Source organism: Mucilaginibacter pocheonensis (assembly GCF_031456535.1).
Taxonomy (GTDB): domain Bacteria; phylum Bacteroidota; class Bacteroidia; order Sphingobacteriales; family Sphingobacteriaceae; genus Mucilaginibacter; species Mucilaginibacter pocheonensis.
The window spans coordinates 1,395,794-1,420,957 of the sequence record NZ_JAVDUU010000002.1; the positions used below are offsets into that span (position 1 = coordinate 1,395,794).

The following is a 25,164-nucleotide window of genomic DNA, read 5'->3' on the forward strand; positions in this document are numbered from 1 at the left end:
GGAAATCCGACTTCCGAAATTAATTACACTGCCATTTGCTTGCGGATGATGTTTAATGCGCCGCCTGCCTTAAACCACTCAATTTGCTGAGCATTATAAGTATGGTTTACCGGGAACGAATCAACAGAGCCATCTTTGTGATTTAGCACAATGGTTAACTGTTTTCCAGGAGCAAATTTCGTTAAGCCAATAATGTCGATAACGTCGTCTTCCTGAATTTTATCATAGTCATTTGCATCAGCAAAAGTAATCCCTAACATACCTTGTTTTTTAAGGTTGGTTTCGTGAATACGGGCGAATGATTTTACCAGTATGGCGCGTACGCCTAAATGACGGGGTTCCATCGCCGCGTGCTCACGTGATGAACCTTCGCCATAGTTTTCGTCGCCTACTACTATAGTGCCAATTCCATGCGCTTTATAATCGCGCTGAGTGGCAGGTACAGGACCATATTCGCCGGTCAGTTCATTTTTAACGCTATCTGCAGTGTTGTTAAAATAGTTGATAGCACCGATCAGCATATTATTAGAAATATTGTCCAGGTGACCGCGGAACTTTAACCATGGACCAGCCATAGAAATATGATCGGTAGTACATTTACCTTTAGCTTTGATCAGTAGTTTTAAACCTCGCAGGTCAGTGCCTTCCCATGCTTTAAACGGCTCAAGCAATTGCAGGCGTGATGATTTTGGATCAACAATAACCTGAACTGTGCTGCCGTCTTCTGCCGGTGCCTGGTAGCCAGCATCTTCAACTGCGTAACCTTTTACCGGCATTTCAATACCTTGTGGCTCATCAAACTTAACCTGCTCGCCGTTTTGGTTGGTCAGGGTATCAGTAAGCGGGTTAAAGGTAAGATCTCCGGCTATGGCAAATGCAGTAACTATCTCTGGTGATGCTACGAAAGCGTGGGTATTAGGGTTACCATCCTGGCGTTTAGCAAAGTTACGGTTAAACGATGTGATGATAGAGTTTTTACGGGTAGGGTCATCAGTATGACGGGCCCACTGACCAATACATGGTCCGCAGGCATTAGCCAGTACCACACCGCCCATTTGACCAAAAGTATCCAGATAGCCATCGCGTTCAACGGTATAGCGCACCAGCTCTGATCCGGGTGTAATAGTAAACTCAGCCTTGCTTGTTAATTTTTTGTCGATAGCCTGTTTAGCGATAGATGCCGAACGGGTAATATCTTCGTATGATGAGTTAGTACAAGAACCAATCAAACCAACCTCTAAAGTTGCAGGCCAGTTGTTTTCTCTAACCGCGGTAGCAAATTTTGAGATAGGCCATGCCAGGTCAGGAGTAAAGGGACCATTTACGTGAGGTTCCAGTTCAGAAAGGTTGATCTCGATAACCTGGTCAAAATATTGTTCAGGATTTGCGTAAACCTCGTCATCGCCGGTCAGGTGTTCTGCAATAGCATCGGCAAGTTCGGCAATATCACCGCGTTTGGTTCCTTTCAGGTAAGCTGCAGCTTTTTCATCGTACCCGAAAATTGATGTAGTAGCGCCAATTTCGGCACCCATGTTACATATAGTGCCTTTACCTGTGGCTGATAGTGAACGAGCACCTTCGCCAAAATATTCAACAATAGCGCCTGTACCACCTTTAACGGTAAGGATACCTGCCACTTTCAATATAACGTCTTTAGCTGATGTCCAGCCTGATAATTTACCGGTTAATTTTACCCCAATCAATTTAGGGAATTTAAGCTCCCATGGCAAGCCTGCCATTACGTCGCAGGCATCGGCACCGCCAACACCAATGGCAATCATGCCCAAACCACCCGCGTTAGGCGTGTGCGAGTCAGTACCAATCATCATACCGCCAGGGAAGGCGTAATTCTCTAAAACAACCTGGTGAATAATACCTGCACCGGCTTTCCAAAAACCAATACCATATTTATCAGAAACCGAGGCCAGGAAATCATAAACCTCGCGGTTTACATCAATAGCAGTATTTAAATCGGCAACGGCGCCAACTTTGGCTTGTATCAGGTGATCGCAATGTACGGTAGATGGAACGGCAACCTGCGGACGGCCTGCCTGCATAAACTGCAAAAGGGCCATCTGGGCCGTAGCATCCTGCATGGCTACGCGGTCTGGTGCAAAATCAACATAGTCCACTCCGCGGGCAAATGCTTTTTGCGCATCGCCTTCAGAAAGGTGGGCATATAAAATTTTCTCTGTTAAAGTAAGATGTTTACCAGTCGCTTTGCGGGCAGCATCCACACGGGTGCTGTAGCGGTCGTAAACTTTTTTGATCATATCTAAATCAAAAGCCATTTGTATTTGATTTTTTAGGTGAAAAGTAAAAGAAATTGTTACTAAACCCATTACCTGAGCCCAGTGCGGCGAATTTACAAAAATTACAAGTAAAAGCTGTCAGTCAAATGTGTAAATGTTATTTGGAGATATTCTAAATAGAGGGTCAACTGATTGCGGCTCTGTGTAAATCTGCATTAGTTTTACGGTGGCTTGGTTCTTTAACCCAAGTTCGCGAGGGAACAAAACTCGTATCCTGCCTTACTCCATGCTTCCATTGCCTTAGGTAATACATATTTTACACGTTCAAACGCTTTCAGGCTGTCATGAAACACTATTACAGATCCTGCTTCCGTATGTTTCAGCACATTGTTAAGGCAATCTTCGGGATTAAGATCGATGTCGAAATCGCCACTGAGCACATCCCACATTATAATTTTAATATCCGGCCGGGCGGCCTGCAGATCTTTGATCTGTTGTTTTTTTATCCTGCCATATGGCGGACGGAAAAGCGGTGTATCCAGTACCTGATCGGCCATCAAAAAATTACCCAGATAAGTTTTGTTGCCGGTTTCCCAACCTTTCAAATGATTATAGGTATGGTTACCAATTGCGTGACCATCAGCCATTACTTGTTTGAAAATGTCGGGATGTTTGTTTACATTATCCCCGATACAAAAAAAAGTGGCTTTGGCATTGTATTGTTTTAAAATATTTAATATGTGCGTTGTAACAATTGGTATAGGGCCATCGTCAAAAGTGAGATAAATGCAACGGTTAGTTGGTTTTATGTTCCAAATTAATTCGGGATAAAGCTTCTTAAGCAGCCAGGGTGTTTTAACCAGATACATATTCCAAATGAGGCGTTATATGGTTTATTTTATAAAAAATAAATAAAAAAATGAACATTGCAAGGTAAGCATCAGTTGCTTACCATTGTATATAAAAACTTATGAAACCAACATTATCACTACCCGTTAAAACAATAATCATAAATATATTATTGCTTTCAACATTTGGTTTTAAAGCCAAAGCACAAGAAGTAATTACATTGCAAAAAGCGATAGACCTAAGCCTTGAACGCAATTTAACTATCAAACAAGCACAGTTTACCGAGGCCTTGTCTGAGGAAGACCTTAAGCAGTCAAAATATAATCAATTGCCAAGTTTAAATACAGCTCCCCAGGGGGCGTTTAATTTTGGGCGTAACATTGACCCCTCGACCAACCAATTTACCAATCAAAGGATCTTCGCGCTAAACGGAAATATAACATCGCAGGTAACTTTGTTTCAGGGCGGGCAACTGCGCAATCAGGTAATTCAAAACAAAATATTGCTCGATGCCAATAAAACATCAACGGCAAAGGTAAAGAATGATCTTGTTTTGAACGTGGTTACCACATTTTTGCAGGTACTAACCAATCAGGATTTGGTAATAGCGGCGCAACAGCAAATTGATATTTCAAAACTAACACTGGAAAGAGCTCAGAAAAGCTTTAATGTAGGTAACCAAACGCTGGCAGATCTTTCGCAGGCCAAAGCCCAGCTATCAACTGCCGACCTGAACTATACCAATGCCGAGAACCAGTTAGAGCTATCCGTACTTACTTTAAAGCAATACATGGAAATGAGCCCGGCTACTGATATAAAAGTGGAGAAACCGGACATAAGCAAGCTTACCGATATTAAAACAATTTATGATCCGCAGGATGTATTGAAAACGGCATTGGGCGTAAATCCTGATGTACTGCTTGCCGAGATTCAGCAGAAATCATACGAACAGGCCATAAAAGTAGCCAAGGGTAACTATTACCCGTCTGTGGTATTGTTTGGGCAGGCAGGCTCTTATTTTTCAGGCGCCAAGAATGTACCGTATAACACTGCCCTTACCGGAACGTTTAGTACCATAGGAGTGGTTCAGGGCACACAGCAGCCAGTGGTTACACCCGACTTTAAGAGTTCTTTCAGGGCTAATCCATTTTTTACCCAATTAAGTGATAACTTTAACCAGGCGGCGGGCATAAGCTTGCAGATACCTATATTTAACAGATTTACGGCCCGTACATCAGTACGTAAAGCCAAAATACAAGCCCAAAACGCACAGGTAACAGCCCAGCTGGCCCGTAACAACCTAAGCAAGATTATTTACCAGGCGGTATGGGATGTTCAGGCAGCCGAAAAGAAATACCAATCAACCACGCAAACGTATAATGCCAACAAGGATGCCTTTAACGTTATCCAACAGCGTTTTACCGTTGGACTGGTAAACTCGCTTGATTATAATACATCATTAACCAACCTTAATAAATCACAGTTTGATATGATAGAGGCAAAGTACCAGGTAATTTTCAGAAGTAAAATAATTGATTATTACTTAGGCAACCCTATAACGCTTTAAACCATTAATCTTAAACACAATATAAAATATCCAAACGCATAGTCATGGGAAAAACTACTAAATATATTTTGATCGGGCTGGGATCAGTAATTGTACTGCTTATCCTGTTAAAAGTGACAGGGGTAATTGGTAAACCGCCTTTAACCCAGGTAGCCACTGAAAAGGCTGATGTGCGTGATGTAAATGAAACCGTATCGGCCAGCGGAAAGATAAAACCGCATATAGAAGTTAAGATAAGTCCTGAAGTATCTGGCGAGGTGGTTGAGCTGCCCATAAAAGAAGGCGACGTGGTTAAAAAAGGACAGCTGCTTTGCAAAATAAGGCCTGATATATTAAAGTCGGGTTATGACAGGGCTGTGGCATCATTTAGTACCCAAAAAGCAAGTGTAGGTAACTCTCAGCAATTGCTTAAACAGGCAGAGGCCACCTATAACAATCAGGCTGCTATTTATAAACGGAGTAAGGAGCTGTACGATAATAAAGTGCTTACCGCTTCGGAGTATGATAACGCCAAAGCAAGCTATGAGGGCGCAAAAGCCAGTTTAGAAGCTGCCCGGCAAAATGTTGTTGGAGCGCAGTATGGTTTGGCCCAGTCATCGGCATCAGTTAAAGAGGCTCAGGATAACCTGGCCAAAACAACTATTTATTCTCCGGTTGATGGGGTGGTATCAAAACTATCCATTGAAAAAGGCGAGCGTGTTTTGGGTACCCAGCAGTTTGCCGGTACCGAGATCATGACCATATCTGACCTGAGCAAAATGGATGTTAATGTTGACGTGAATGAAAATGATATTAATCGCATTTCAATAGGCGACCCTGCCAATATTGAAATTGACGCCTTTTTAGGCAAGAAATTTAACGGCGCAGTGATTGAGATAGGGAGCTCGGCCAATGTGGTTGGTACAACTGCCGACCAGGTGACCAATTTTACTGTTAAAGTACGTATCAATGCAGAGTCATACGCTGCGTTGCTTAAAAAAACAATTGACAACCCGTCGCCCTTCCGTCCGGGGTTAACCGCTACGGTTGATATCAACACCAACCATGTGAAGGCATTATCGGTTCCTATACAATCGGTAACTACACGTGAGGAGAAAAAGGAAACCACCGGAGCACCGGCAAAAGACGATGATAAAAGCAAACCGCAGATCAGCGCACCGGTAAAAGAATATGTGTTTGTTTACGCCGCAGGCAAGCTTAAACAGGTACAGGTAACCACAGGTATTCAAAACGATACTTATATACAGGTTATATCCGGTTTAAAAAAGGGTGATGAAGTAGTATCAGCCCCGTATTCGGCGATATCAAAAACACTCACCAACGGTATGATGGTTGAAAAGGTTGATAAATCAAAACTATTTAACGCGGATAATACCAAGCAATAGCAAGGAGTCTGTTAACCTGAATCCGTCAAAGCAGGAGCCATCCTTCTGTGCTTCGACGGGTTCAGCATGCTTCCGCTTTTTTATAATTGCTATGGACGGTTAGTATTGTTATTATACAACCTTAATGATGGGGTGCCGAAACAAGTTCGGCATGACTTCATTTTATAACTATTTTTTGATCTGCCAATAACATCAGCGTTTAAAAATTCAGGATAATAGCTTTGGTAGCGGTCCGTGCAAACTCAGCATGGCCTGATCTAAAAAATTAGGGATTAGCGTATGCTGGGTATGGGTTATTTTATCCGGGTCGTCAAGATGTGCCAGCATTTCGCGATATTTTACTTCGCCGTGTTCGTTTATTACCTCGTCCTTTTTTTCGTCCTTTAGCAAGAGAGCCTTCATTCCACCGGCATCGGCTTCGGGATGAAACTGCGTCGCAAAAAAATAGTCGTTATAACGTATAGCCATCATAGCGCGGGGCAGGTCAATGTGCGGGCGTTCTTTTTCAATGGCCACCAATTGCATACCCAGCTCTTTAAACCGGTTTTCGTCGGGGTTGATCACCTGCCAGCTGCGCGAATCAACTGCATAGAATGGATTGGCCAGGCCTTCGAAAACCGGTTCGCCTATACCTGCCGCAGTTTGGTTAACCGGTAAAACACCAAAAGATGGCGACCGGCGCATATTGATATCCCCCAGTTTGTAATGGCGGCACATGAGCTGAAAAGAATGGCAAACAAACAAAGCATGTTTTTTATCAGCATGATTGGATAAATTGTAGTCTTCCAGTTTATCCATCAGCATAAAATACTTTTTCTCCCACTCGGTGCCTTCCGTTATCAGCGGGTCGCCGGGGCCGCCGCTTGATATATAAATGTCAAAATCAGTTCCAGGCATTTCGCACCGCCTGCGCACATCAAATATGCTGTAACTTAAATTTAAATCATGCTTGTCCCTGTATCTTTTTAAAATATCCTGGAAACCGCGCATCCCCTCATTTGCTATCCCATCGTACAGATCAAGTATTGCTACTTTTATTTTCGGTTTCATAAGCCCCTTCTAAATCTCCCCGGTGGGGAAGCTTTTATTTTTTTTATATATCCATGAAGCCCTCCCTGCCACGAAGGGTTTGAGAAGGGGCATTTACAGCCCCTTTAAAGTTTGCGAAGTGATATAATCAACTACGTCTTCAAAGTTATTGTTTTGATGGTAAACGGCCAACTGTCTGTCGGCTCCGGTGCCATGCTCCAGTATTTTATGCACATACTCCAGGTCATCGCGCGAGCCCAGATCGTCAACCACATCGTCAACAAAATCCAGTAGCTCCAATACCAGTGAACGGGTGTTTACTTCCATTTCTTTACCAAAATCAATCATTTTTCCATCGATGCCATAACGGGCGGCACGCCATTTATTTTCATTGATGAGCGCCCGCGAATAGGTGATGAATTTCATATTTTGCTGCCGCAACTTATATAACTTGGCACACAGGGCTTGAAAAAGCGCTGTAAACGCAATGGTTTCGTCAACCAGCATGGGGCAATCGCAAATGCGGAACTCAATGGTCTCAAAAAAGGGATGAACACGGATATCCCACCATATTTTTTTGGCATTATCAATACAGTTGGTTTTTACGAGCAGCTTAATGTAATTATCGTATTCCTCAATACTGCTAAAATAATCAGGGATGCCCGTGCGCGGAAACTTGTCAAATACCTTGGTGCGGAATGATTTGAAACCGGTATTGCGCCCTTCCCAAAAAGGAGAGTTGGTAGATAAGGCGTAAACATGCGGCAAAAAATACCGTACCTGGTTGGCAATATGAATAGCCATATCCCGCGACTGGATGCCCACATGCACATGTAAGCCAAAAATGAGGTTAGAACGTGCGGCTTCCTGCATTTCATCAACAATTTCAAAATACCGCGGATGATCTGTAATGAGCTGGTGTTGCCAGTGCGAAAAAGGGTGGGTGCCTGCCGCGCCGATGCGCAAACCAATATCGCCTGCCAGCTGTGCTACCGTGGTGCGAAGTTTGCCTACCTCTTTGCGGGCTTCCTGCGTATTATGGCAAATATGCGTGCCCACCTCAACCACAGCCTGGTGCATCTCGGCCTTTACCTGGTCTTCATGGATCTTTTGGGCGCTATCCACAATTCTTTGTTCATGCGATTTTAGTTCCCTGGTTACAGGGTCTATCACCATAAATTCTTCTTCAACACCTAAGGTAAATTCGTTCATAATTGGTTAGTGTTATATGCTCACTCATTCAGTATATTATAAAACCATGTCATTTCGAACGGAGTGAGAAATCTTGTACAGCTGGAATATCGCACGTATAAGATTTCTCCTCGTTCCTCGTTCGAAATGACAGGTTTATATTATCCCCTTATTTCTTCACAGCCTTTTTAGGCGTCTCCTTTACCGCTTTTACGGTCACCGCTTTTCTTTAGCGGGCTTCACTACCTTCTCCTTCTTTATCTTTCCCTCGGCTTCAATAGCATGGTCAACTTTACCTACCGAAACATCGGCTTTTACAGTTTTTGCCACAGCAGCAACCAATGGTATTTTTGCGGCCGATGTTTTTACATATTCGCCCCAGGTAAGGTTATCCAGCCCATCCTTTTGTTTTTTAGCGCGTTCAATGGCATAGTCGGCGGCAGTTTCAACCACCCACTCAAAGTTTTCCTGGCCTACGCTGGTTACTTCTGCATCGGGAGCCGGGTTGCAAAAATCAATAGCGTAAGGTATACCATCGCGTACAGCAAACTCAACCGTGTTAAAATCATAACCTAAATACTGGTTAAGTTTTATTACATAGTTTTTAACGGTATCCAGTATTTTTTTTGATGCCGGTGCCTTACCATGCTCATAACGCAAATGATGCGGGTTGCGTGGTTCATACTGCATTATACGCACATGCTTACCGCCTATGCAATAACAGCGAAAGTAGTCGTCAAATACTACTTCTTCCTGCAGCATCATTACATATTGTTTGGTTTTATCGTATTTATCAAAAAAATCATCGCGGTTGTGCAGCTGGTAAACCTCTTTCCAGCCGCCGCCGTCAAAGGGTTTCATATAGGCTGGGAAACCCACATAATTAAATATACCATCCCAATCCAAAGGGTAGGCCAGGTTACGGAATGATCTTTCGGTTGTATCGTCAGGCAGTTCTTTTGAGGGCAGAATCACCGTTTTGGGTACCGGTACGCCAAGCTTTACAGCAAGCGCGTTGTTAAAAAACTTTTCGTCGGCACTCCACCAAAAGGGATTATTGATCACGGCTGTACCGCAAATGGCCGCGTTTTTTAAAGCCGCACGATAGTAGGGGACATCCTGTGAAATACGGTCGACAATTACGGCGTAATCAAGCGGTTCGGCCTGCATTACTTTATCGAGCCGAACAAATTCAGCGCTGATGTTTTTCTCGGCTTTTTGATTTATACGATCAACAAACGCTTGGGGGAATGAATTTTCCTGTCCGAATAAGATGCCAATTTTTTTCATGGTAGGTGATGTTAGTTTATAGTTGACGGTTTACGATTTCATTGTCCGGGTACAATTATTAATGATACAGTTAATGCTTGCTCTATTTAATGGTTGACAAATAATGCGGGAACATTTCTTTCCATATCGGCCAGTCATGACTGGCAAACGGGCGGATATCCAGCCAATGATTAATATTTTTGTGAGCTAAAATGTTTGACAGCTGTATATTATATCCCTTACAAATGTCATGCTCAGATGTGCCGAGGATAATATTCATGCCCCACAGCGCCCAGTCATTGTCGCCGGGTAAAAAATCAACCGGGTTATTATAAAATATATCATCGTTATAAAAACCATCAGTAAACATCCTGATGTCAAACGCGCCGCCCATGGTAAACAGGTGTGCCACTTTTTCGGGGTGTTTAAAAGCAAAATTGGCCGCGTGGTAGCCGCCAAAACTGCATCCTGCCATGGCTACTTTGCCCACACCGGTTTCGTGCATGGCCCAGGGTACCAGCTCATTAAGCAGCATTTTGTCGTACCAGGTATAATTGCGGGCACGATCGGCAGGGTGTATGCCCTTGTCATACCAACTGCGGTCGTCAATGGTATCGGGGCAGTATATTTTAACCAAGCCTTCGTCAATAAACCACCTTACGCTGTCAATCAGGCCAAAATCCTTGTTCTGGTAATATCTTCCTTTGGTTGTTGGGAAAAGGATAACGGGGAAACCCCTGTCGCCAAATACCAGCATTTCAAGGTCGGTGTTTAAGTTTGGCGAGTGCCAGCGGTGATATTTTTCGATCAAGGTAATAGTTTATTTGTTTGTGATTGTAAGTTAACGGGTTTGATTGAAAAAGGCAACTGTCTGATAAATTAATACATAGCACAGAATAAATAAAAAGATAGTTTATTTTTGCGCCCTTAAAATTTAGATAAAGATGTATTGGGACTGGGCCGAAATTGAAATGACGATCACCGAAAAAAATATCACTATAAATTCTGAACTGCTTAACCGCGAAGTTACCTGTACACTTTTAATACCCGATGAGCTGGAGGTTACAGAATCGTTAAACTTGTTATTGCTGAATGACGGACAGGAACTGGAAAACCTGGAACTGATACAAACGCTGGAAAAACTGTACGGTACTAACCGTATAAAGCCGGTACTGGTAGTGGCCATACATGCCGGTGAAGACCGTATACAGGAATATGGAGTGGCCGGGAAACCCGATTTTAAAAAACGCGGATCAAAAGCTGATGTATACACTGCATTTATAAAAGATGAACTGCTGCCGCAGGTTAAACTGCAAACCGGTATCAGTGATTTTGAAACAACCGCTTACGCCGGTTTTTCATTGGGTGGATTGTCTGCCTTTGATATTACCTGGAATAATGCTGATGTGTTTGATAAGGTGGGTGTGTTTTCGGGCTCGTTCTGGTGGCGAAGCAAGGACCTGGCCAAAGGATATACCGAAGCCGACCGTATTATGCACGCTGTGATAAAAGATACGGCAGAGGCGCCCGGGCTGAAATTCTGGCTGCAAACCGGCACTAAAGACGAAACGACCGATCGTAACAAAAATGGCATTATTGACGCCATTGACGATACTATTGACCTGATCAAAGCGCTGGAAAATAAAGGCTACACCCGCCCTGCTGATATACAGTATGTAGAAATAGTTGGCGGCAGCCATGATACTGCTACCTGGGCCAAAGCCATGCACAAGTTTTTGACCTGGGCTTTTGGGCGATAGGTAACTTAAACTGTTGTTTATTGGCCTGCCCGTTGCCTTACAAAGCGTATAACGCGTTGCAGCAGGTTGCCTTTGCGGTGTGTTAAAAAGTGTTTTATAGCATGGTACGCTCTTTCGTCTTCCTCAATTACGTCAGGGAATTTTTTAACCGGCTGTTGCGAAATATGCACATCGTACATTCTTTCTTTATTGGAATGCACGCCGGTGCCGTCATGCCCTATATTATTAATAAGCGAACGTGATGGATTTAAGGTAAGCCCCCCTTTTAAAAAAATGGATGCGTACCAGCGTATGGCCCATGAATTATTTTTACCAGCCTTAAACTCCAGTACCTGTCGCCAGAAATTCATTTTACCCTCAATAGAAAAACGCAGGATATCTATCGGATCAAACTGCGCTGTCAGTTTATCAATATCAGGTTCAAAATGGTTCCAGGCGCGTGCCCAGGTTGCCCAGCCCCAGCTGCTGGCCGCGCGGTAAAAAAAAGATTCGGGGAGGTCTTTATCCTTCAGGTTATACATATATGCGCCTATGTGCATTACTTTTTCCTGGTTGGCATAACGGGTTAAGGCCTCGTTAAAATATTGCAGCGTATAGGGCGACGAAAGCAGGTCGTCCTCAAAAACGATAACTTTGCCATACTCATATACCAGTTGGGTAACCCCGCTGATGATCGAATCGGCCAAACCCAGGTTATGGTCGCGTTCAATGATCTTTATTGATCTGAAACCGGTTGTTTCCTTTACTACCTGTTTTACCTGCTCCACTTTATCGCGGTCTGCCTCGGTTTTGGGGGCATCGCAAAAAATGTATAACCGTGATTCATCTGCAAGCACGTTTTTTTGCAAATGACCAATTGTACGGCGGGTATGATCAGGCCGGTTATAAACAAATAAGGCTATAGGGGCAAGTTGCTGCATTGGTATAAAAAATCAGAATAATTCGGGTTGCTGGCTGGCTTTCTTACACAGAACGGTATAAGCGTTTGCAAATTGTTCGCTTACCTTTTTTCCAAAAATTTTCCCCAGGCCCTGTTTAATGGTAAACTCAGCCGCTATGCGAAAATTATTTATAAAGCTTTTGGTTTTTTGTTGATTAACATACATGTTAAAGCGGGTTACCCCCGGCTCCGTCATGGATATCAGGTCGTTCTCAATCTCAAAACCTTCGGTACGCAACAAATACCGGAGCGAAGTTGGCGTATATACATTGATATGGCCGTAAGCCAAAAAATGCTTTATGCGTTTATCAACCCCAGCCTTATAATCGCGCGGCACTTCGATAACACAATGCCTGGCCACTCGTTTAATTTCGCGCAGCAACAGACGTTCATGCTCAACATGCTCAAGTACGTGCGAAAGGATGATAAGGTCAAAACTATCGTCGCCAAAGGGCAGTTTATAACCGTCAAATTCCTGTACCTGGGTTAAGTTCTTTATCCCACGCGACTTGATATATTCTACCCCGCTGCCTGATATTTCAACCGCCTGAAATTCCGGCGCGAAATTTTGGTCAGACAAGTATTTAAGGATGCTGCCATCGCCGGCACCAACCTCCAGCACATTTTTAAAAGTAAGCCCCTTGCATACTTCAATAATATGCTGTGCTTTATATTTTGCACTGAGCATGCGCCAGGCTTCGTCGTGCTTTTGATAAAACTGATCGTACGCGGTTTTAACATTGCCGCTTATAATTGAGTCCTGCATGAGTTACGAAGGTAAAACTATTTAAAATTCCTTCTCCAGACCGCCAACAAATGTGGCGAAAGCTTCGGGCGATTTCAGGTTTAAAAATCTTTCACGGTTAGCATCCAGATCTGCATATGTAAGATCGGTTACTTTTTTATCAGTAAGAGTGAGCGCCTTTTCAGGAGTGCCCGGCCTTATCATACCTACACCATGATCGGTATTAAAAACCGCAATATTCAGGTCATTCCTCTCTGATCGCAGTTGTACTACTGCTTTCCAAACATCTCCGTTCCATTGATTTATCCACTGCGGATGGTCGCCTACCAATACCGCCGCTTCTTCTGATGTGTAGGCCCGCACTGAAGCAGGTTCTGACAGCGGATTGCAATCATGTACCAGTATAACCCCGCCTTTATTTAAATGTTTCAGTGAGTTTTCAATATCTTTTACTACCTGCTCATATAAATGCAGACCGTCAATAAATATGACATCAATGCCGCCTTTCTTTTTCAGATAACCGCTCTTTTTTTCAAAAAAGTCATCACTGGTAAGCTCAAAAAAAGTATTGTTAAAATTAGATAGGTTTTTAATGTATGCTTTTACCTTTTTTGTGGCTTTGATAATAAAATGAGGGTCGACAGCTATTTTGCGGTCGGCCTTAATTTTAAAAAAACAATAGCCGGTTTGCACACCAATCTCTACATAGTTTACTTTTTTTCTTTTCCTGATCACATTGATACAAGCCTGTATCATGTCATATCGCATTAAATCGCTCATTAAAACTTTTCCTGATTTACCTTGCCCAGCTTTTCATGAAGGCCATCCTCCACTGCTGATAATAGTTTATTATACTCTTTTTGTTTTGAACTCAACAAACTTAAAAATAGTAAGTAAGTTAAGTACAACTTTTTATTTATTTTAAACATAAAAGGCGACTTTACCGCAACCCTTGAATAAAAATACATCCTGTTTCTGACGGCATAATAGGTTCTGAAGCCCCACTGATCAAGCAAATGCGAGTGGAAAGCCTTTTTTTGGTATGTTAAACCCTGTGATTTATCAATATCAATAATTTTACACGCTGGAATAAGCCAGATGCGGCCGCCATGCCGGGTAATACGGTACGTATATTCCGAATCATCAACATATACAAATAGCCTTTCGTCAGGTACACCTATCGCTGCAACCATTAAACGATGCATGAGCAGCCCACCGTAAGGTACATAAGGCATGGTCACTTTATCCAGATAAGCCGCAGGCCGTTTAAATATATCGTTCAGTTTGTACCATTGGTTTTTAAGGACATTGAACAAACTAAAGCCCATGAAATTGTCAGGCACCAGGTAGTACCTCCTGGGGTTTTCGCCCCGGGCTATTTTTACATGCGGCAGCCGGTCTTCGCGAAGGCAGTAAAGCGCCTTTTTATCATTTGGGGCATCAATCCTGTCCCAGTTATCAAGCAGGCAGGGCAAAGCGGCTTCGTCGGGTAAGTTATCATCATCCAGCAGCCACACCAGGTCGGCATCTGTTTGTACCATTGCATGATCAATAGCCTGCTTATACCCCCCGGCAGAACCTACATTCTCCTCATTATTTAATACTGTTACCCGGCTATCACCCAAGCCTGCCACATGACTGCTGACATTATAAAGCGAGGCATTATTCACCACTATAACCTGTGTTACCGCTTCAAAGGACAGTACCCGTTTTAGTACTTGCTCTAAAAATTGCCACCTATTTGCATAGGTAACCGTTAACACACAAACTTTATATTTTATCTTTGCCATTGATTTTTCCAAAATTATCATTTTACTTCATACACACAGCGGCTAAACAACTGAATGGGCATAATAAAGCAACAAACAATTAAAGGTACTTTCTATTCCTATTTGGGTATTCTTATCGGTTTTATTACACTAAGTATCATCCAGCCGCATACCTTAACTACCGAGCAAATTGGCCTTACCGGCTTGTTAACCTCTTTTTCGTTAATGTTTGCCCAGTTTTCAATTCTTGGGTTTAACGGTACGGCAAGGTATTTTCCGTATTTCAGAAGCGATGAGAATAAGCATAATGGCTATTTATTTCTGGCTGCTACAGTTTCGCTGGCCGGTATATGCATATTTATTTTATTGGCCTATGTGTTTAAAAGCGAGATTATAACCGCCAAAGTACAAACATCAACCCTATTTGAAAAGTATTACTGGTTCCTGGTACCGCTTACTTTTTTTACGCTGTTCTTTAATGTTTTTGACCTATATGCCCGTATGTTGTACAATACTACTTCGGGCCGTATCTTAACAGAATTTACCAAGCGGGTATTCATACTGGTATCTGTGCTGTTGCTTTATTTTAAACTGGTAAGCTTTGAGGTATTTATGTACGTGTGGCTGGCAGCCAACATTATCCCAACCGTGCTTATGGTTCGGGTGTTAATACGCGACGGTCAGTTCCATTTGAAACCCAACCTGAAGTTTATTGATAAAGAGGTGATCCGCAAGCTCATCAGTATTTGTTTTTTTACCATATTAACCGGCTCAGCACCCATTATTGTCGATAACATTGATAAGTACATCATTAATACCAAATTTGGATTGAGCGACACCGGTATTTATACCATCGCCTTTTATTTTGCTACGGTTATTACCTTGCCAGCGCGGTCATTGTACAGCATTACCTATACGGTAGTGGCCGAATCGTGGAAAACAAACGATCTTGCCAATATTAAAGACATTTATAAAAAAAGCTGTATTAACCAGCTGGTTAGCGCCCTGTTTATATTTATATTGATATGGGCCAATATCAACAACATATTTGAGTTGCTTCCGCCTAAGTTTCAGGCGGGCAAGTATGTGATATTTTTTATAGGAATAGGCAATTTAATTGATTCGGCAACGGGCATAAACGGGGTTATACTGGCCACTTCTAAATACTTTAAGTACGATTCCTTATTTTACCTGATGCTGATAGCGGTTACGGTAACTGCCAACCTTTTGCTCATTCCTATATTTGGCATTACAGGAGCTGCCATAGCATCGGCCATTACCTTTTTGGTGTTTAACTTTTTCAGGTACCTGTTTATCCTCATCGCGTTTAAAATGCAGCCCTTTAACTACAAGAACATTTTAACCATTTTACTTGGTGCAGGTGTTTATTTCCTTTCATTATGGATTGTGCCCCGCATGCCTAATTTTATTATTGATATTATGGTACGAAGCCTGTTTATAGCCATAGTATATGGCGTAACCATTTATTATTTTAATGTTTCTGACGATATTACGATAATTATCAAAAAGCAACTATTGAAATTAAAAAGATAAAAAAAACCGGAGGCTTTTAGACTCCGGTCTTTTTGAAAGCAATAATGAATATTATATCATTATAAATATCATCATCATTAATAAGGCAAATTAAATAACGCTGAAACCTCAGTGGCCCTAAGCGCGCGCTTATATATTCGGATATCATCAAGTCTGCCCTTAATAAAGTAAGGCGGGGTAGCTCCTGAAGGATCAAAATAACTATTTTTCCCGATAAACAGGTCAGAGGTTGTTTGCGGGTTTGGTGTAGGTATATTTGATACTGTTATATCCAGAACGCCATCTGCATAAAAGGAAATGCTATGCTGCTGATTACTGTATATTACAGTGATCATGGTCCACTTATGCAGTTCAATAGTTTTATTGCCAACAGCAAACGGATCGCCACCTCCCGAAACATTATAAAATGCACTGCCAACCTTGCCCGCCTCTGTATTGGCAGACTGATATCCGGTAATTGATGTATTCCAGCCGTTTTGGTAAGGGCCGCTATTTTTGGCCAATACAGCACTACCGGTTGTACTGATATACTCATCAAGGTTAACCCAGTAATTGAGTGTAAAATCGGTGTTGTTCAGCCTCAGGTCCTGGTTATCCTTAACCCTCACATAGCTGCTTGCACCATTAAAATAATATGCACAGTTTATTTTTCCAAAGCGGTCAGGTACCGACGATATATCATAAATGGTTCCATCGTTGCCTTTGCCTGAGGAGTCAACAGCGCTATCATAATTGAAGGGATAGTAGGCTATAAGCCCCAGTTTAAGGTTATATACCTTTGGTATAACCGTGGTCAGAAAATTTACTGAAACAGTATTGCTTTTATTGCTTACCGTAATTTTAGCTGATCCTATTTTTTTGGCGGTTAGCTTACCCTCATTTGTAACCTCCACAACCGTACTATCTGATGATTTCCAGATCAGCGACGCTTTTTCATATGTGGATGGTGTGAGGGTGACATCTATCTGTAAAACATCGCCAACAAACATATTTAGGGTGTCTTTACCCAATGCGATGGATTTAAGCATGTCGGGATTAAGTGCCGGATCACTAAGCTTAACACAAGAAGTAAATGCGACAGCTATGACTGCCAGGAGGAGCATTAATTTTTTCATTCAATAAGATTTGGTGCTATAAAGATATTGATATTAATTAGATGCCCGGGATATAGCCATATATTTTTGAAAAAAAAAGCCCCCCGGGAAACCGAAGGGCTCATATTTTTATACTTATTTGCTAATTATTGATTAACAAACTTCTTGGCGTTAATTCTTCTTTCATTCTCGTTCAGGAATATTTTGCGTAAACGGATGCTTTGAGGTGTTACTTCAATGTATTCGTCGGCTTGTATATATTCCATTGATTCTTCTAACGAGAATTTAATGGCTGGCGCTATACGTACGTTGGTATCACTTCCTGATGCGCGCATGTTGGTTAACTGCTTGCCTTTGGTAAGGTTAATAACCAAATCGTTATCGCGGATATGCTCGCCCAGAACCTGACCTTCGTAGATATCAACTCCCGGGTCAATAAAGAAACGACCACGGTCCTGTAATTTATCAATAGCGAAAGCAGTGGTTTTACCGGTATCCATTGATACCAATACACCATTTAAACGGCCGGGGATAACACCTTTCCATGGCTCATATGCCTTAAAACGGTGCGCCATGATGGCCTCGCCGCCTGTAGCGGTTAAAACGTTGTTACGTAAACCTATGATACCACGTGCAGGAATTTCAAATTCCAAATGCTGCAGGTCGCCTTTAGGTTCCATTACCAGCAGGTCGCCTTTGCGCTGTGTTACCAGCTCAATAACCTTACCGGCAACATCGCCCGGTACGTCAACAATTAAAGTTTCAACCGGCTCGCATTTAACCCCGTCAATTTCTTTAACAATAACCTGTGGCTGTCCTACCTGTAACTCGTAACCTTCACGGCGCATGGTTTCAATTAAAACCGATAAGTGAAGGATACCACGACCATACACCAGGTATGAATCAGGCGACTCGGTTTCAATAACCTTAAGCGCCAGGTTTTTTTCCATCTCTTTGTAAAGACGGTCGCGCAGGTGGCGTGAGGTAACAAACTTGCCTTCCTTACCAAAGAAAGGAGAGGTATTGATGGTGAACAACATGTTCATGGTAGGCTCATCAATTTTAATAACCTCCAGTTGTTCAGGTTTTTCAAAATCGGCAATGGTATCGCCAATATCAAAACCTTCAATACCTACTACAGCGCATATATCGCCTGAGCTTACTTCTGCAGTGCGTACTTTACCCAAACCTTCAAAAGTATATAACTCTTTTATTCTTGATTTTTGGATAGTGCCGTCGCGTTTTACCAATGATACCGGCTGGTTCTCTTTAATGGTACCACGCGCTACACGACCGATAGCGATACGGCCTACGAATGAAGAATAATCAAGTGAGGTGATCTGCATTTGCAAAGTACCTTCGGCTATAGGAGCTGGTGGAATGTTCTCCAGGATAGCATCCATCAGCGGGAAAATATCTTCAGTAGGTTTTTTATAATCGGTGCTCATCCAGCCTTGTTTTGACGAACCGTAAATAACCGGGAAATCCAGTTGCTCTTCGGTTGCTTCAAGGTTAAAGAACAGTTCAAAAATTTGCTCGTAAACCTCTTCAGGGCGGCAGTTTTCTTTGTCAACCTTATTTACAACAACAATAGGTTTTAAGCCTAACGCCAAAGCTTTTTGAGTTACAAAGCGGGTTTGAGGCATAGCGCCTTCAAAAGCATCGCAAAGCAATAAAACACCATCGGCCATTTTTAATACACGCTCAACCTCGCCGCCAAAATCGGCGTGACCAGGGGTATCAATAATGTTGATCTTAACGTCTTTATATTTAACCGAAACGTTTTTTGATACGATGGTAATACCACGCTCACGTTCCAGGTCGTTATTATCCAGTATCAGTTCACCGGTTTGCTCATTGTCCCTGAAAATGGCACAACTGTGCAGTATTTTGTCAACCAATGTGGTTTTACCGTGGTCAACGTGTGCGATAATCGCGATGTTTCTTATTTTTTGCATGAAAATGCTCTCTAAAATTTGGCGCAAAGGTAAGGTTAATATATGGTATTTTAAAGCTTTGTCAATTTATAGACCAACATTTATACAAATAAATTACCAAACAACCATAACCCCGCTTAATTTAAAGTAAGCGCCTGCATTATATGCGCAATAAATCGTGTCATTTCGATGAGCAAGGGTTGGGACGAAGCGCAGGACTGCGAAGAGAAATCTTATACGACGTGCATAACCATTGGACATACAATAAACGCTGTCATTTCGATGAGCAAGGTTGGGACGAAGCGCAGGACTGCGAAGAGAAATCTTATACGACGTACATAACCATTGGACATACAATAAAAGTTGTCATTTCGATGAGCAAGGTTGGGACGAAACGCAGGACTGCGAAGAGAAATCTTATACGATGTGTTATTAAACCGTGCCATATTCCATAAGCAGCGGTGCATCAGAGTAAAAATACTGTACTACGGTATTCAATCACCCAATTGATCATTTAAAAAAAGCCACTTCGGATTTGTGGATTCAATCAACGCATTCTTTTTCTCTCTTCGCCACTTTTTAATTTCCTTTTCTCTTTCAATAGCATGTTCAATATTAAAAAAGTGTTCATAGTAAACTAAGTTATAGCAGTAATACTTTCCCGTAAATGACTTGCCAATATCTTTGTTCTCTTTATGCTGAATCATCCTAACGCTTATGTCATTTGTAACTCCCACATATAACACGGTTTTACCGGGGTTGGTAGTGATGTAAACGTAGTAATTATGATTCCACATACTTAAAAATATAAAAATTCAGTGTTAAAAGTACGTGTTGTATAAGATTTCTCTTCGCCCCAATGCACAATCCCACCTCGTGCTCATCGAAATGACAATTTTCATAAATAAAAGCACAGGCCGCCCTGAACGAGATAAAATTTAGTGTCAAGTAGATGTCGTATAAGATTTCTCTTCGCCCCAACGCACAATCCCAGCCCATGCTCATCGAAATGACAATTTTCATAAATAAAAACACAGACCATCCTGAACGAAACGAAATTAAAACGCTATCATTTCGACGAACATAGGGGAGGAACTCGAGCGGGAGTGAGGAGAAATCTTATACGCGCGGCCCGCAACAAGAGTTTTTAGAGCAGCCTCATTTTGGGTTCAGATGAATAAATGTATTTTTGAAGCATGTTAAAAGTAGTGCATCTGAATACTTATGACGGAAATGGCGGGGCCGGGAGAGGGTGTATGCGCCTTAACCGCGCATTGCTTAACCAAAATATCAACTCCAGGATCATTGTGCATTATAAGTTTGGCAAAAATCCTGAGATCGGCACTTTTAACCCAAACTTTGTGCAGCGCGCCTACGCCGCTGCTACTATTATTTTTGAGCGCCTGCTGGCCAAAAGGTATTTAAAACCTTTGCGGACGCCATTTTCTTTTACCTGGTTTGGTCGCTCGGTTATTCACCACCCCGACGTAAAGAATGCCGATATTATACATCTGCACTGGATCAATCACGGTTTTTTAAACCCCAAACACATTGCCGAAATTGCCCGGCTGAATAAACCCGTTGTATGGACATTTCATGATAGCAATGCCTTTACCGGCGGCTGCCATGTACGCTACACCTGCAACCATTATATGGGCCAGTGCGGCAATTGCCCCCTGCTCATCAATGCCTCTGATAACGACCTGTCGCACCGCATCTGGGTGCAAAAACATGAAGCTTATAAGGCGCTCGATTTTACCGTTGCCGCGCCCAGTTCCTGGATGCAGGCATCAATAAAAAAAAGCAGCCTGATGCAGGGTAAAACTGTGCATCAGATACCCAACACACTTGAAACCGATATTTTTAAGCCCCTTGATAAAAGGCTGGCAAAGCAACAAACTGGTTTGCCGGCTGAGAAATTTATTTTTCTGAGTGGTTTTATGCCCTCCAGGAAAGACCTGCATAAAGGCACTCAATACCTGCTGCAAAGTATGGAACTGTTAAAACAACGTTTAGGCGTTGATGCGGATAAGATAGAATTGGTTGTATTTGGCAACCGCGGCTCAGATGGTGTGCCTGATTTTCCTTTTAAAACAAGTTTCTTAGGCACCATTAATAATGATGAACGGCTGGCACAGTATTATGCTGCCGCCGATGCCTTCCTGATCCCTTCGCTGGAAGACAACCTGCCTTACACAGTAATGGAAAGTCTGGCCTGCGGTACACCGGTAATTGCATTTACAACCGGCGGAATACCTGATATGGTTCGGCATGAATACAACGGATACCTGGCCACCTATCGGTCCGCAGAGAGCTTTGCCGACGGCATGGCATGGATCATCAAACACCCGGACAGGGCGCAATTGCAGCAGCAGGCCAGGCAAACTATCATGGAAAACTATTCGGAGGAAGTAATTGCCCAAAAGCACATAAAACTGTATCAAAATTTGTTAAAAAACGCAAAAAACGATGAGTTTTAATCCAAAATTAAGCGTTATTACCGTTGTATTTAACAATGTGCGTGATATTGAACGTACCATGCTTTCGGTGCTTGGGCAAACGTATACCAACATAGAATATATCATTATCGACGGCCAGTCGACAGACGGAACCCTGCAGTTGGCCCGGCAATATCAGCACCGCATCAGCAAGCTGATCAGTGAAAAGGATAAGGGGATTTATGACGCTATGAATAAAGGTCTTACCGTAGCTACAGGTGATTATGTCATCTTTATGAACTCGGGCGATGAATTTTATGCACCTGATACTGTAGCCAATGTTTTCACCTCGGCTGATGATGCCGATATCTATTATGGTGAAACTGAGATGATTGACAACGACGGGCGAAGTCTTGGCCAGCGCCGGCACCAGGCTCCGGCGGCATTTACCTGGCGCGATTTTAAATACGGCATGAGCGTAAGTCACCAGGCTATCTACATTAAACGGGCATTAACTGAGCCCTATGATAGCCGGTATCAGCTAAGTGCCGATATCGACTGGATAATCCGCGCGGCAAAAAAGGCCAAAAAAATAGTAAATGTAAACCGGTACGTAGCCAAATACCTGGTTGGTGGTATGTCGAAAACGAAACACCGCCAAAGCCTGCAGGAACGTTTTAATATCATGAGGCGATATTACGGGCTGATTCCCACCATCTTAAATCATTTTGTAATTGCTATTAACCTGGGCTGGTACTGGCTAAAAAATAAGCGGACGAATGATTAACCTGATGTTCCGTTGTCGATTGGGCATGTATAAAAAAAGCGAGCAGTTTTAACTACTCGCTTTTTTTATACATAATAATTAAACCCTTATACTTTTTTAGCAGCGGGCTTAACCGCAGGTTTCTTTTTATTCTCGCTATAAACAGCACCGCCCAAGGCTAATACCAGGAGGATAGATCCGGCCAAAGAGATCTTTTCGCCCGTGTAGTATGATGTTGGGTGGAATATAAATTCAATTTTGTGGTTACCAACAGGTATTTGTGCCGCGCGAAGTACATAATCGGCACGGAAATATGGTTTTTCAACACCGTCGATCAGCATTTTCCACCCTTTATTATAATATATCTCCGAAAAAACGGCTATCTGTGATGCAGTTGAACCACTTTGATATACTAAATGATCAGGAGAGTAACTAACCAGATCGATCTTTCCATTAGGCGCGGCGCCTAACTGTTTTTCGTCGATAACGCTTTTGTATTGTTTATCAACAATAGCTTCATCTTTAGGATCAAAGCTGCTAATGGCCTGCATTTCTTGATCGGCATTTTCAGCATACTTAATGCTTTTTACAAACCAGGCATGGCCGCATGCGGTTTCATTTACCTGCATGCTCAAATTCTGCGATTTAGGATCCTGGGAGATAATATATTTAGTGTTCAGCATATCCAGCACATCATGGTTAATGCTTTTGGTAAACTGGCTCAAAAATAATTCCTCATACCTTTTAAGCCTTGCTGCAGAGTAACCAGTGATAGACTTATGAAAGAATGGATTAAAAGTATCGGAACGGAAATCGGCAGTTGCATCAAACACACGGAAGTTCGGATCGGTATCTTTCATGATAAACTGGTCAACTTCGCGTGGCTTAACTGCCTGAGCGGCTTCCAGTTTATCCTGGAAGTTTTCATTTTTCAAATATCGCCTGTCTATCTGCCACATGTCAACCAATGTTAATGCAAATAAGGCTATTGAAAATGCTATTACGTTTATTTTCTGCTTAATGAATGCCCAAACAATACCAAAGGTTAACAATATGAATATTAGTGAGCGTATAGCATCGGTACGTGCCAGTGATATCCTGTCTTTTACAATAGCGGCGGCTACATCGTTAGCTAAGGCTGCATTGTTTTGGAATGCCTGGGTAAGTGTGCTGATACCTGTAGCCTGATCTTCAGCCTTGAAGCTTAAAATAAGATCGGGTAACACAACAAATAACAAGGTAAGGCCGCCCACAATATAAAGAGACAGCAGTAACTTTTTAAGGATTACAGTCCTGTCTTTCGCGTCGACTATTTCCTGTACGGCCAGGAATGCCAGTATCGGGAAACATATGCTGGCTACAGCCAGGATAGACTCAACCGCGCGGAATTTATTGTATAAGGGGAAATAATTGAAAAATATGTCGGACAGGAATGGCATATTCCTGCCAAATGATAATAACATGGTTAACACCACGGTTGCCAGCAGCCACCATTTTATGCGGTTTTTAACAATAAGCAACCCGAATAAAAACAGGAAGCACACCACCGCGCCAAAGTAATATGGGCCGGCTGTACCTGGTTTATTACCCCAATAGGTTGTCATGCCCGGTATTGATGATGTAATTTGCTGAGCGTAGTTAACGGCCTGGTCCTGCGGGATTCCTTTGGCTATCAGTACTTTAGCCGTTTCTGAGTCCTGGTCAAGCCTTTCGGTTCCTGATCCACCCCCGTAAGCGTTAGGGATCAGGAAGGTGAAACACTCGGCTACACCCTGGCTCCACTGGTAAGCATAATCTTTTTCAAGACCGTTGCTCGGTTCTTTTGCGGTTTGTGTAAGATTAGATTTTCCGCGGATGGTTTCGGTGCCATAATCATAAGTGCTCCACAAGCTTGAGGCATTCACAGCCAGCGCAATCAATGTTGCACCGCCTATATAGGCTAATGATTTTAAATAAGGTTGTATATTTTTTGTTTTAAGAGCATGGTATAACTCTATGGCCATCAATATAATTAAAGAGAGTAACAGGTAATACGTCATTTGAACGTGGTTGGCCCTTATCTCCATAGCCAAAAACAGCGCTGTTAACGCACCTCCCAATATGTATTTACCCCTTAGCGTTAAAATAATACTGGCCAGTATAGGTGCAAAAAACGCTATGGCAAACGCCTGGTTGGAGTGCCCGGCTACCAGCAGGATAATATTATACGACGAAAATGTAAACGCGACAGCGCCCGCGGCGGCAAGCCAGGGGTTTAATTTGAGCACAATAAACAAAAAATAGGTACCCAGTAAAAGTATCAGTACGGTATCAACCGGATTAGGGAAAGTAGATTTTATAATAGTTACCACATGTGTAGTAATGTTATCAGGATACGGCGCCCAGATCTGGAAGGTGGGCATACCACCAAATATCTGGTTTGTCCAAAGTATGGTAGTATCCTTAGCACGATAATCCATTACTTCCTTTTGAGTGGATTGTGCCCCAAGAACGTCGCTTTGGCCCAGGGTTTTACCCTGAAAAGCAGGCGTAAGGAAAAAGAAGCATATACCTAAAAAAATTGCGATAACGGCCAGATGCGTACCATTACGTTTAAACCAGTTGTTCATTTAAGTTTCT

20 protein-coding genes are annotated in these 25,164 nt (G+C 42.5%); 6 read left to right on the forward strand and 14 right to left on the reverse strand.

Annotated features, from left to right (window positions below):
- Nucleotides 1–23 precede the first annotated feature (23 nt).
- A complete protein-coding gene (locus J2W55_RS12990) occupies nt 24–2,291 on the reverse strand; it encodes an aconitate hydratase (protein WP_310096341.1) in 2,268 nt (755 codons plus the stop codon).
- A gap of 200 nt (nt 2,292–2,491) precedes the next feature.
- On the reverse strand, nt 2,492–3,121 hold the full coding sequence (locus J2W55_RS12995; protein WP_310096343.1) for a polysaccharide deacetylase family protein: 630 nt from the start codon (nt 3,119–3,121) through the stop codon (nt 2,492–2,494).
- Between the two features lie 101 nt (nt 3,122–3,222).
- On the opposite strand from J2W55_RS12995, the gene J2W55_RS13000 reads away from it, so the two are divergent.
- Complete coding sequence (locus J2W55_RS13000; RefSeq protein WP_310096345.1) at nt 3,223–4,668, forward strand: TolC family protein; 1,446 nt, start codon at nt 3,223–3,225, stop codon at nt 4,666–4,668.
- Nucleotides 4,669–4,712: 44 nt separating this feature from the next.
- Complete coding sequence (locus J2W55_RS13005) at nt 4,713–6,053, forward strand: efflux RND transporter periplasmic adaptor subunit (RefSeq protein ID WP_310096347.1); 1,341 nt, start codon at nt 4,713–4,715, stop codon at nt 6,051–6,053.
- 207 nt (nt 6,054–6,260) lie between these two features.
- Here J2W55_RS13005 and J2W55_RS13010 read toward each other — a convergent pair whose 3' ends face one another.
- From J2W55_RS13010 to J2W55_RS13025, 4 genes are all read right to left on the reverse strand, one after another.
- On the reverse strand, nt 6,261–7,103 hold the full coding sequence (locus J2W55_RS13010) for a type 1 glutamine amidotransferase (RefSeq protein ID WP_310096349.1): 843 nt from the start codon (nt 7,101–7,103) through the stop codon (nt 6,261–6,263).
- Between the two features lie 93 nt (nt 7,104–7,196).
- On the reverse strand, nt 7,197–8,294 hold the full coding sequence (locus J2W55_RS13015; protein WP_310096351.1) for a carboxylate-amine ligase: 1,098 nt from the start codon (nt 8,292–8,294) through the stop codon (nt 7,197–7,199).
- A 195-nt stretch (nt 8,295–8,489) separates the two neighbouring features.
- Nucleotides 8,490–9,563: an ATP-grasp domain-containing protein gene (locus J2W55_RS13020; protein ID WP_310096353.1), complete on the reverse strand. Its 1,074-nt coding sequence runs from the start codon at nt 9,561–9,563 to the stop codon at nt 8,490–8,492.
- A gap of 82 nt (nt 9,564–9,645) precedes the next feature.
- The gene (locus J2W55_RS13025) at nt 9,646–10,353 is read right to left on the reverse strand and encodes an esterase family protein (RefSeq protein ID WP_310096355.1); all 708 of its coding nucleotides are present in this window, start codon (nt 10,351–10,353) and stop codon (nt 9,646–9,648) included.
- Nucleotides 10,354–10,486: 133 nt separating this feature from the next.
- On the opposite strand from J2W55_RS13025, the gene J2W55_RS13030 reads away from it, so the two are divergent.
- A complete protein-coding gene (locus tag J2W55_RS13030) occupies nt 10,487–11,302 on the forward strand; it encodes an alpha/beta hydrolase (protein ID WP_310096357.1) in 816 nt (271 codons plus the stop codon).
- 17 nt (nt 11,303–11,319) lie between these two features.
- Here the strand turns inward: J2W55_RS13030 and J2W55_RS13035 are convergent, their stop codons facing one another.
- Genes J2W55_RS13035 through J2W55_RS13050 form a run of 4 tightly spaced genes read right to left on the reverse strand, consistent with a single transcriptional unit; the run spans nt 11,320 to nt 14,777 of the window.
- Nucleotides 11,320–12,222 (reverse strand): glycosyltransferase family protein, encoded by a 903-nt coding sequence (locus J2W55_RS13035; protein WP_310096359.1) that lies wholly within the window; start codon nt 12,220–12,222, stop codon nt 11,320–11,322.
- 12 nt (nt 12,223–12,234) lie between these two features.
- Nucleotides 12,235–13,008, reverse strand: a complete 774-nt coding sequence (locus J2W55_RS13040; RefSeq protein ID WP_310096361.1) for a class I SAM-dependent methyltransferase — start codon at nt 13,006–13,008, stop codon at nt 12,235–12,237.
- Nucleotides 13,009–13,029: 21 nt separating this feature from the next.
- Nucleotides 13,030–13,767, reverse strand: coding sequence for a class I SAM-dependent methyltransferase (locus tag J2W55_RS13045; protein WP_310096363.1), 738 nt, complete (start codon nt 13,765–13,767; stop codon nt 13,030–13,032).
- The gene (locus J2W55_RS13050; protein WP_310096365.1) at nt 13,767–14,777 is read right to left on the reverse strand and encodes a glycosyltransferase; all 1,011 of its coding nucleotides are present in this window, start codon (nt 14,775–14,777) and stop codon (nt 13,767–13,769) included. Before J2W55_RS13050 ends, J2W55_RS13045 begins: the two co-directional genes overlap by 1 nt.
- Before the next feature lie 54 nt (nt 14,778–14,831).
- Between J2W55_RS13050 and J2W55_RS13055 the strand changes: the two genes are divergently transcribed.
- Complete coding sequence (locus J2W55_RS13055; protein WP_310096367.1) at nt 14,832–16,310, forward strand: lipopolysaccharide biosynthesis protein; 1,479 nt, start codon at nt 14,832–14,834, stop codon at nt 16,308–16,310.
- A 77-nt stretch (nt 16,311–16,387) separates the two neighbouring features.
- Here the strand turns inward: J2W55_RS13055 and J2W55_RS13060 are convergent, their stop codons facing one another.
- The 3 genes from J2W55_RS13060 to J2W55_RS13070 form a co-directional block, all read right to left on the reverse strand.
- The gene (locus tag J2W55_RS13060; RefSeq protein WP_310096368.1) at nt 16,388–17,425 is read right to left on the reverse strand and encodes a LamG-like jellyroll fold domain-containing protein; all 1,038 of its coding nucleotides are present in this window, start codon (nt 17,423–17,425) and stop codon (nt 16,388–16,390) included.
- Between the two features lie 125 nt (nt 17,426–17,550).
- The gene (gene typA / locus J2W55_RS13065) at nt 17,551–19,362 is read right to left on the reverse strand and encodes a translational GTPase TypA (RefSeq protein WP_310096370.1); all 1,812 of its coding nucleotides are present in this window, start codon (nt 19,360–19,362) and stop codon (nt 17,551–17,553) included.
- Nucleotides 19,363–19,835: 473 nt separating this feature from the next.
- Nucleotides 19,836–20,138 (reverse strand): GIY-YIG nuclease family protein, encoded by a 303-nt coding sequence (locus J2W55_RS13070; RefSeq protein ID WP_310096372.1) that lies wholly within the window; start codon nt 20,136–20,138, stop codon nt 19,836–19,838.
- Between the two features lie 399 nt (nt 20,139–20,537).
- On the opposite strand from J2W55_RS13070, the gene J2W55_RS13075 reads away from it, so the two are divergent.
- Nucleotides 20,538–21,821 (forward strand): glycosyltransferase, encoded by a 1,284-nt coding sequence (locus tag J2W55_RS13075; RefSeq protein WP_310096374.1) that lies wholly within the window; start codon nt 20,538–20,540, stop codon nt 21,819–21,821.
- Nucleotides 21,811–22,566: a glycosyltransferase family 2 protein gene (locus tag J2W55_RS13080; RefSeq protein ID WP_310096376.1), complete on the forward strand. Its 756-nt coding sequence runs from the start codon at nt 21,811–21,813 to the stop codon at nt 22,564–22,566. Before J2W55_RS13075 ends, J2W55_RS13080 begins: the two co-directional genes overlap by 11 nt.
- Nucleotides 22,567–22,652: 86 nt before the next feature.
- Here J2W55_RS13080 and J2W55_RS13085 read toward each other — a convergent pair whose 3' ends face one another.
- Nucleotides 22,653–25,154 carry a putative glycosyltransferase family protein gene (locus J2W55_RS13085; RefSeq protein ID WP_310096378.1) on the reverse strand — a complete coding sequence of 834 codons (2,502 nt, stop codon included), beginning with the start codon at nt 25,152–25,154 and terminating at the stop codon, nt 22,653–22,655.
- Nucleotides 25,155–25,164: the final 10 nt, after the last annotated feature.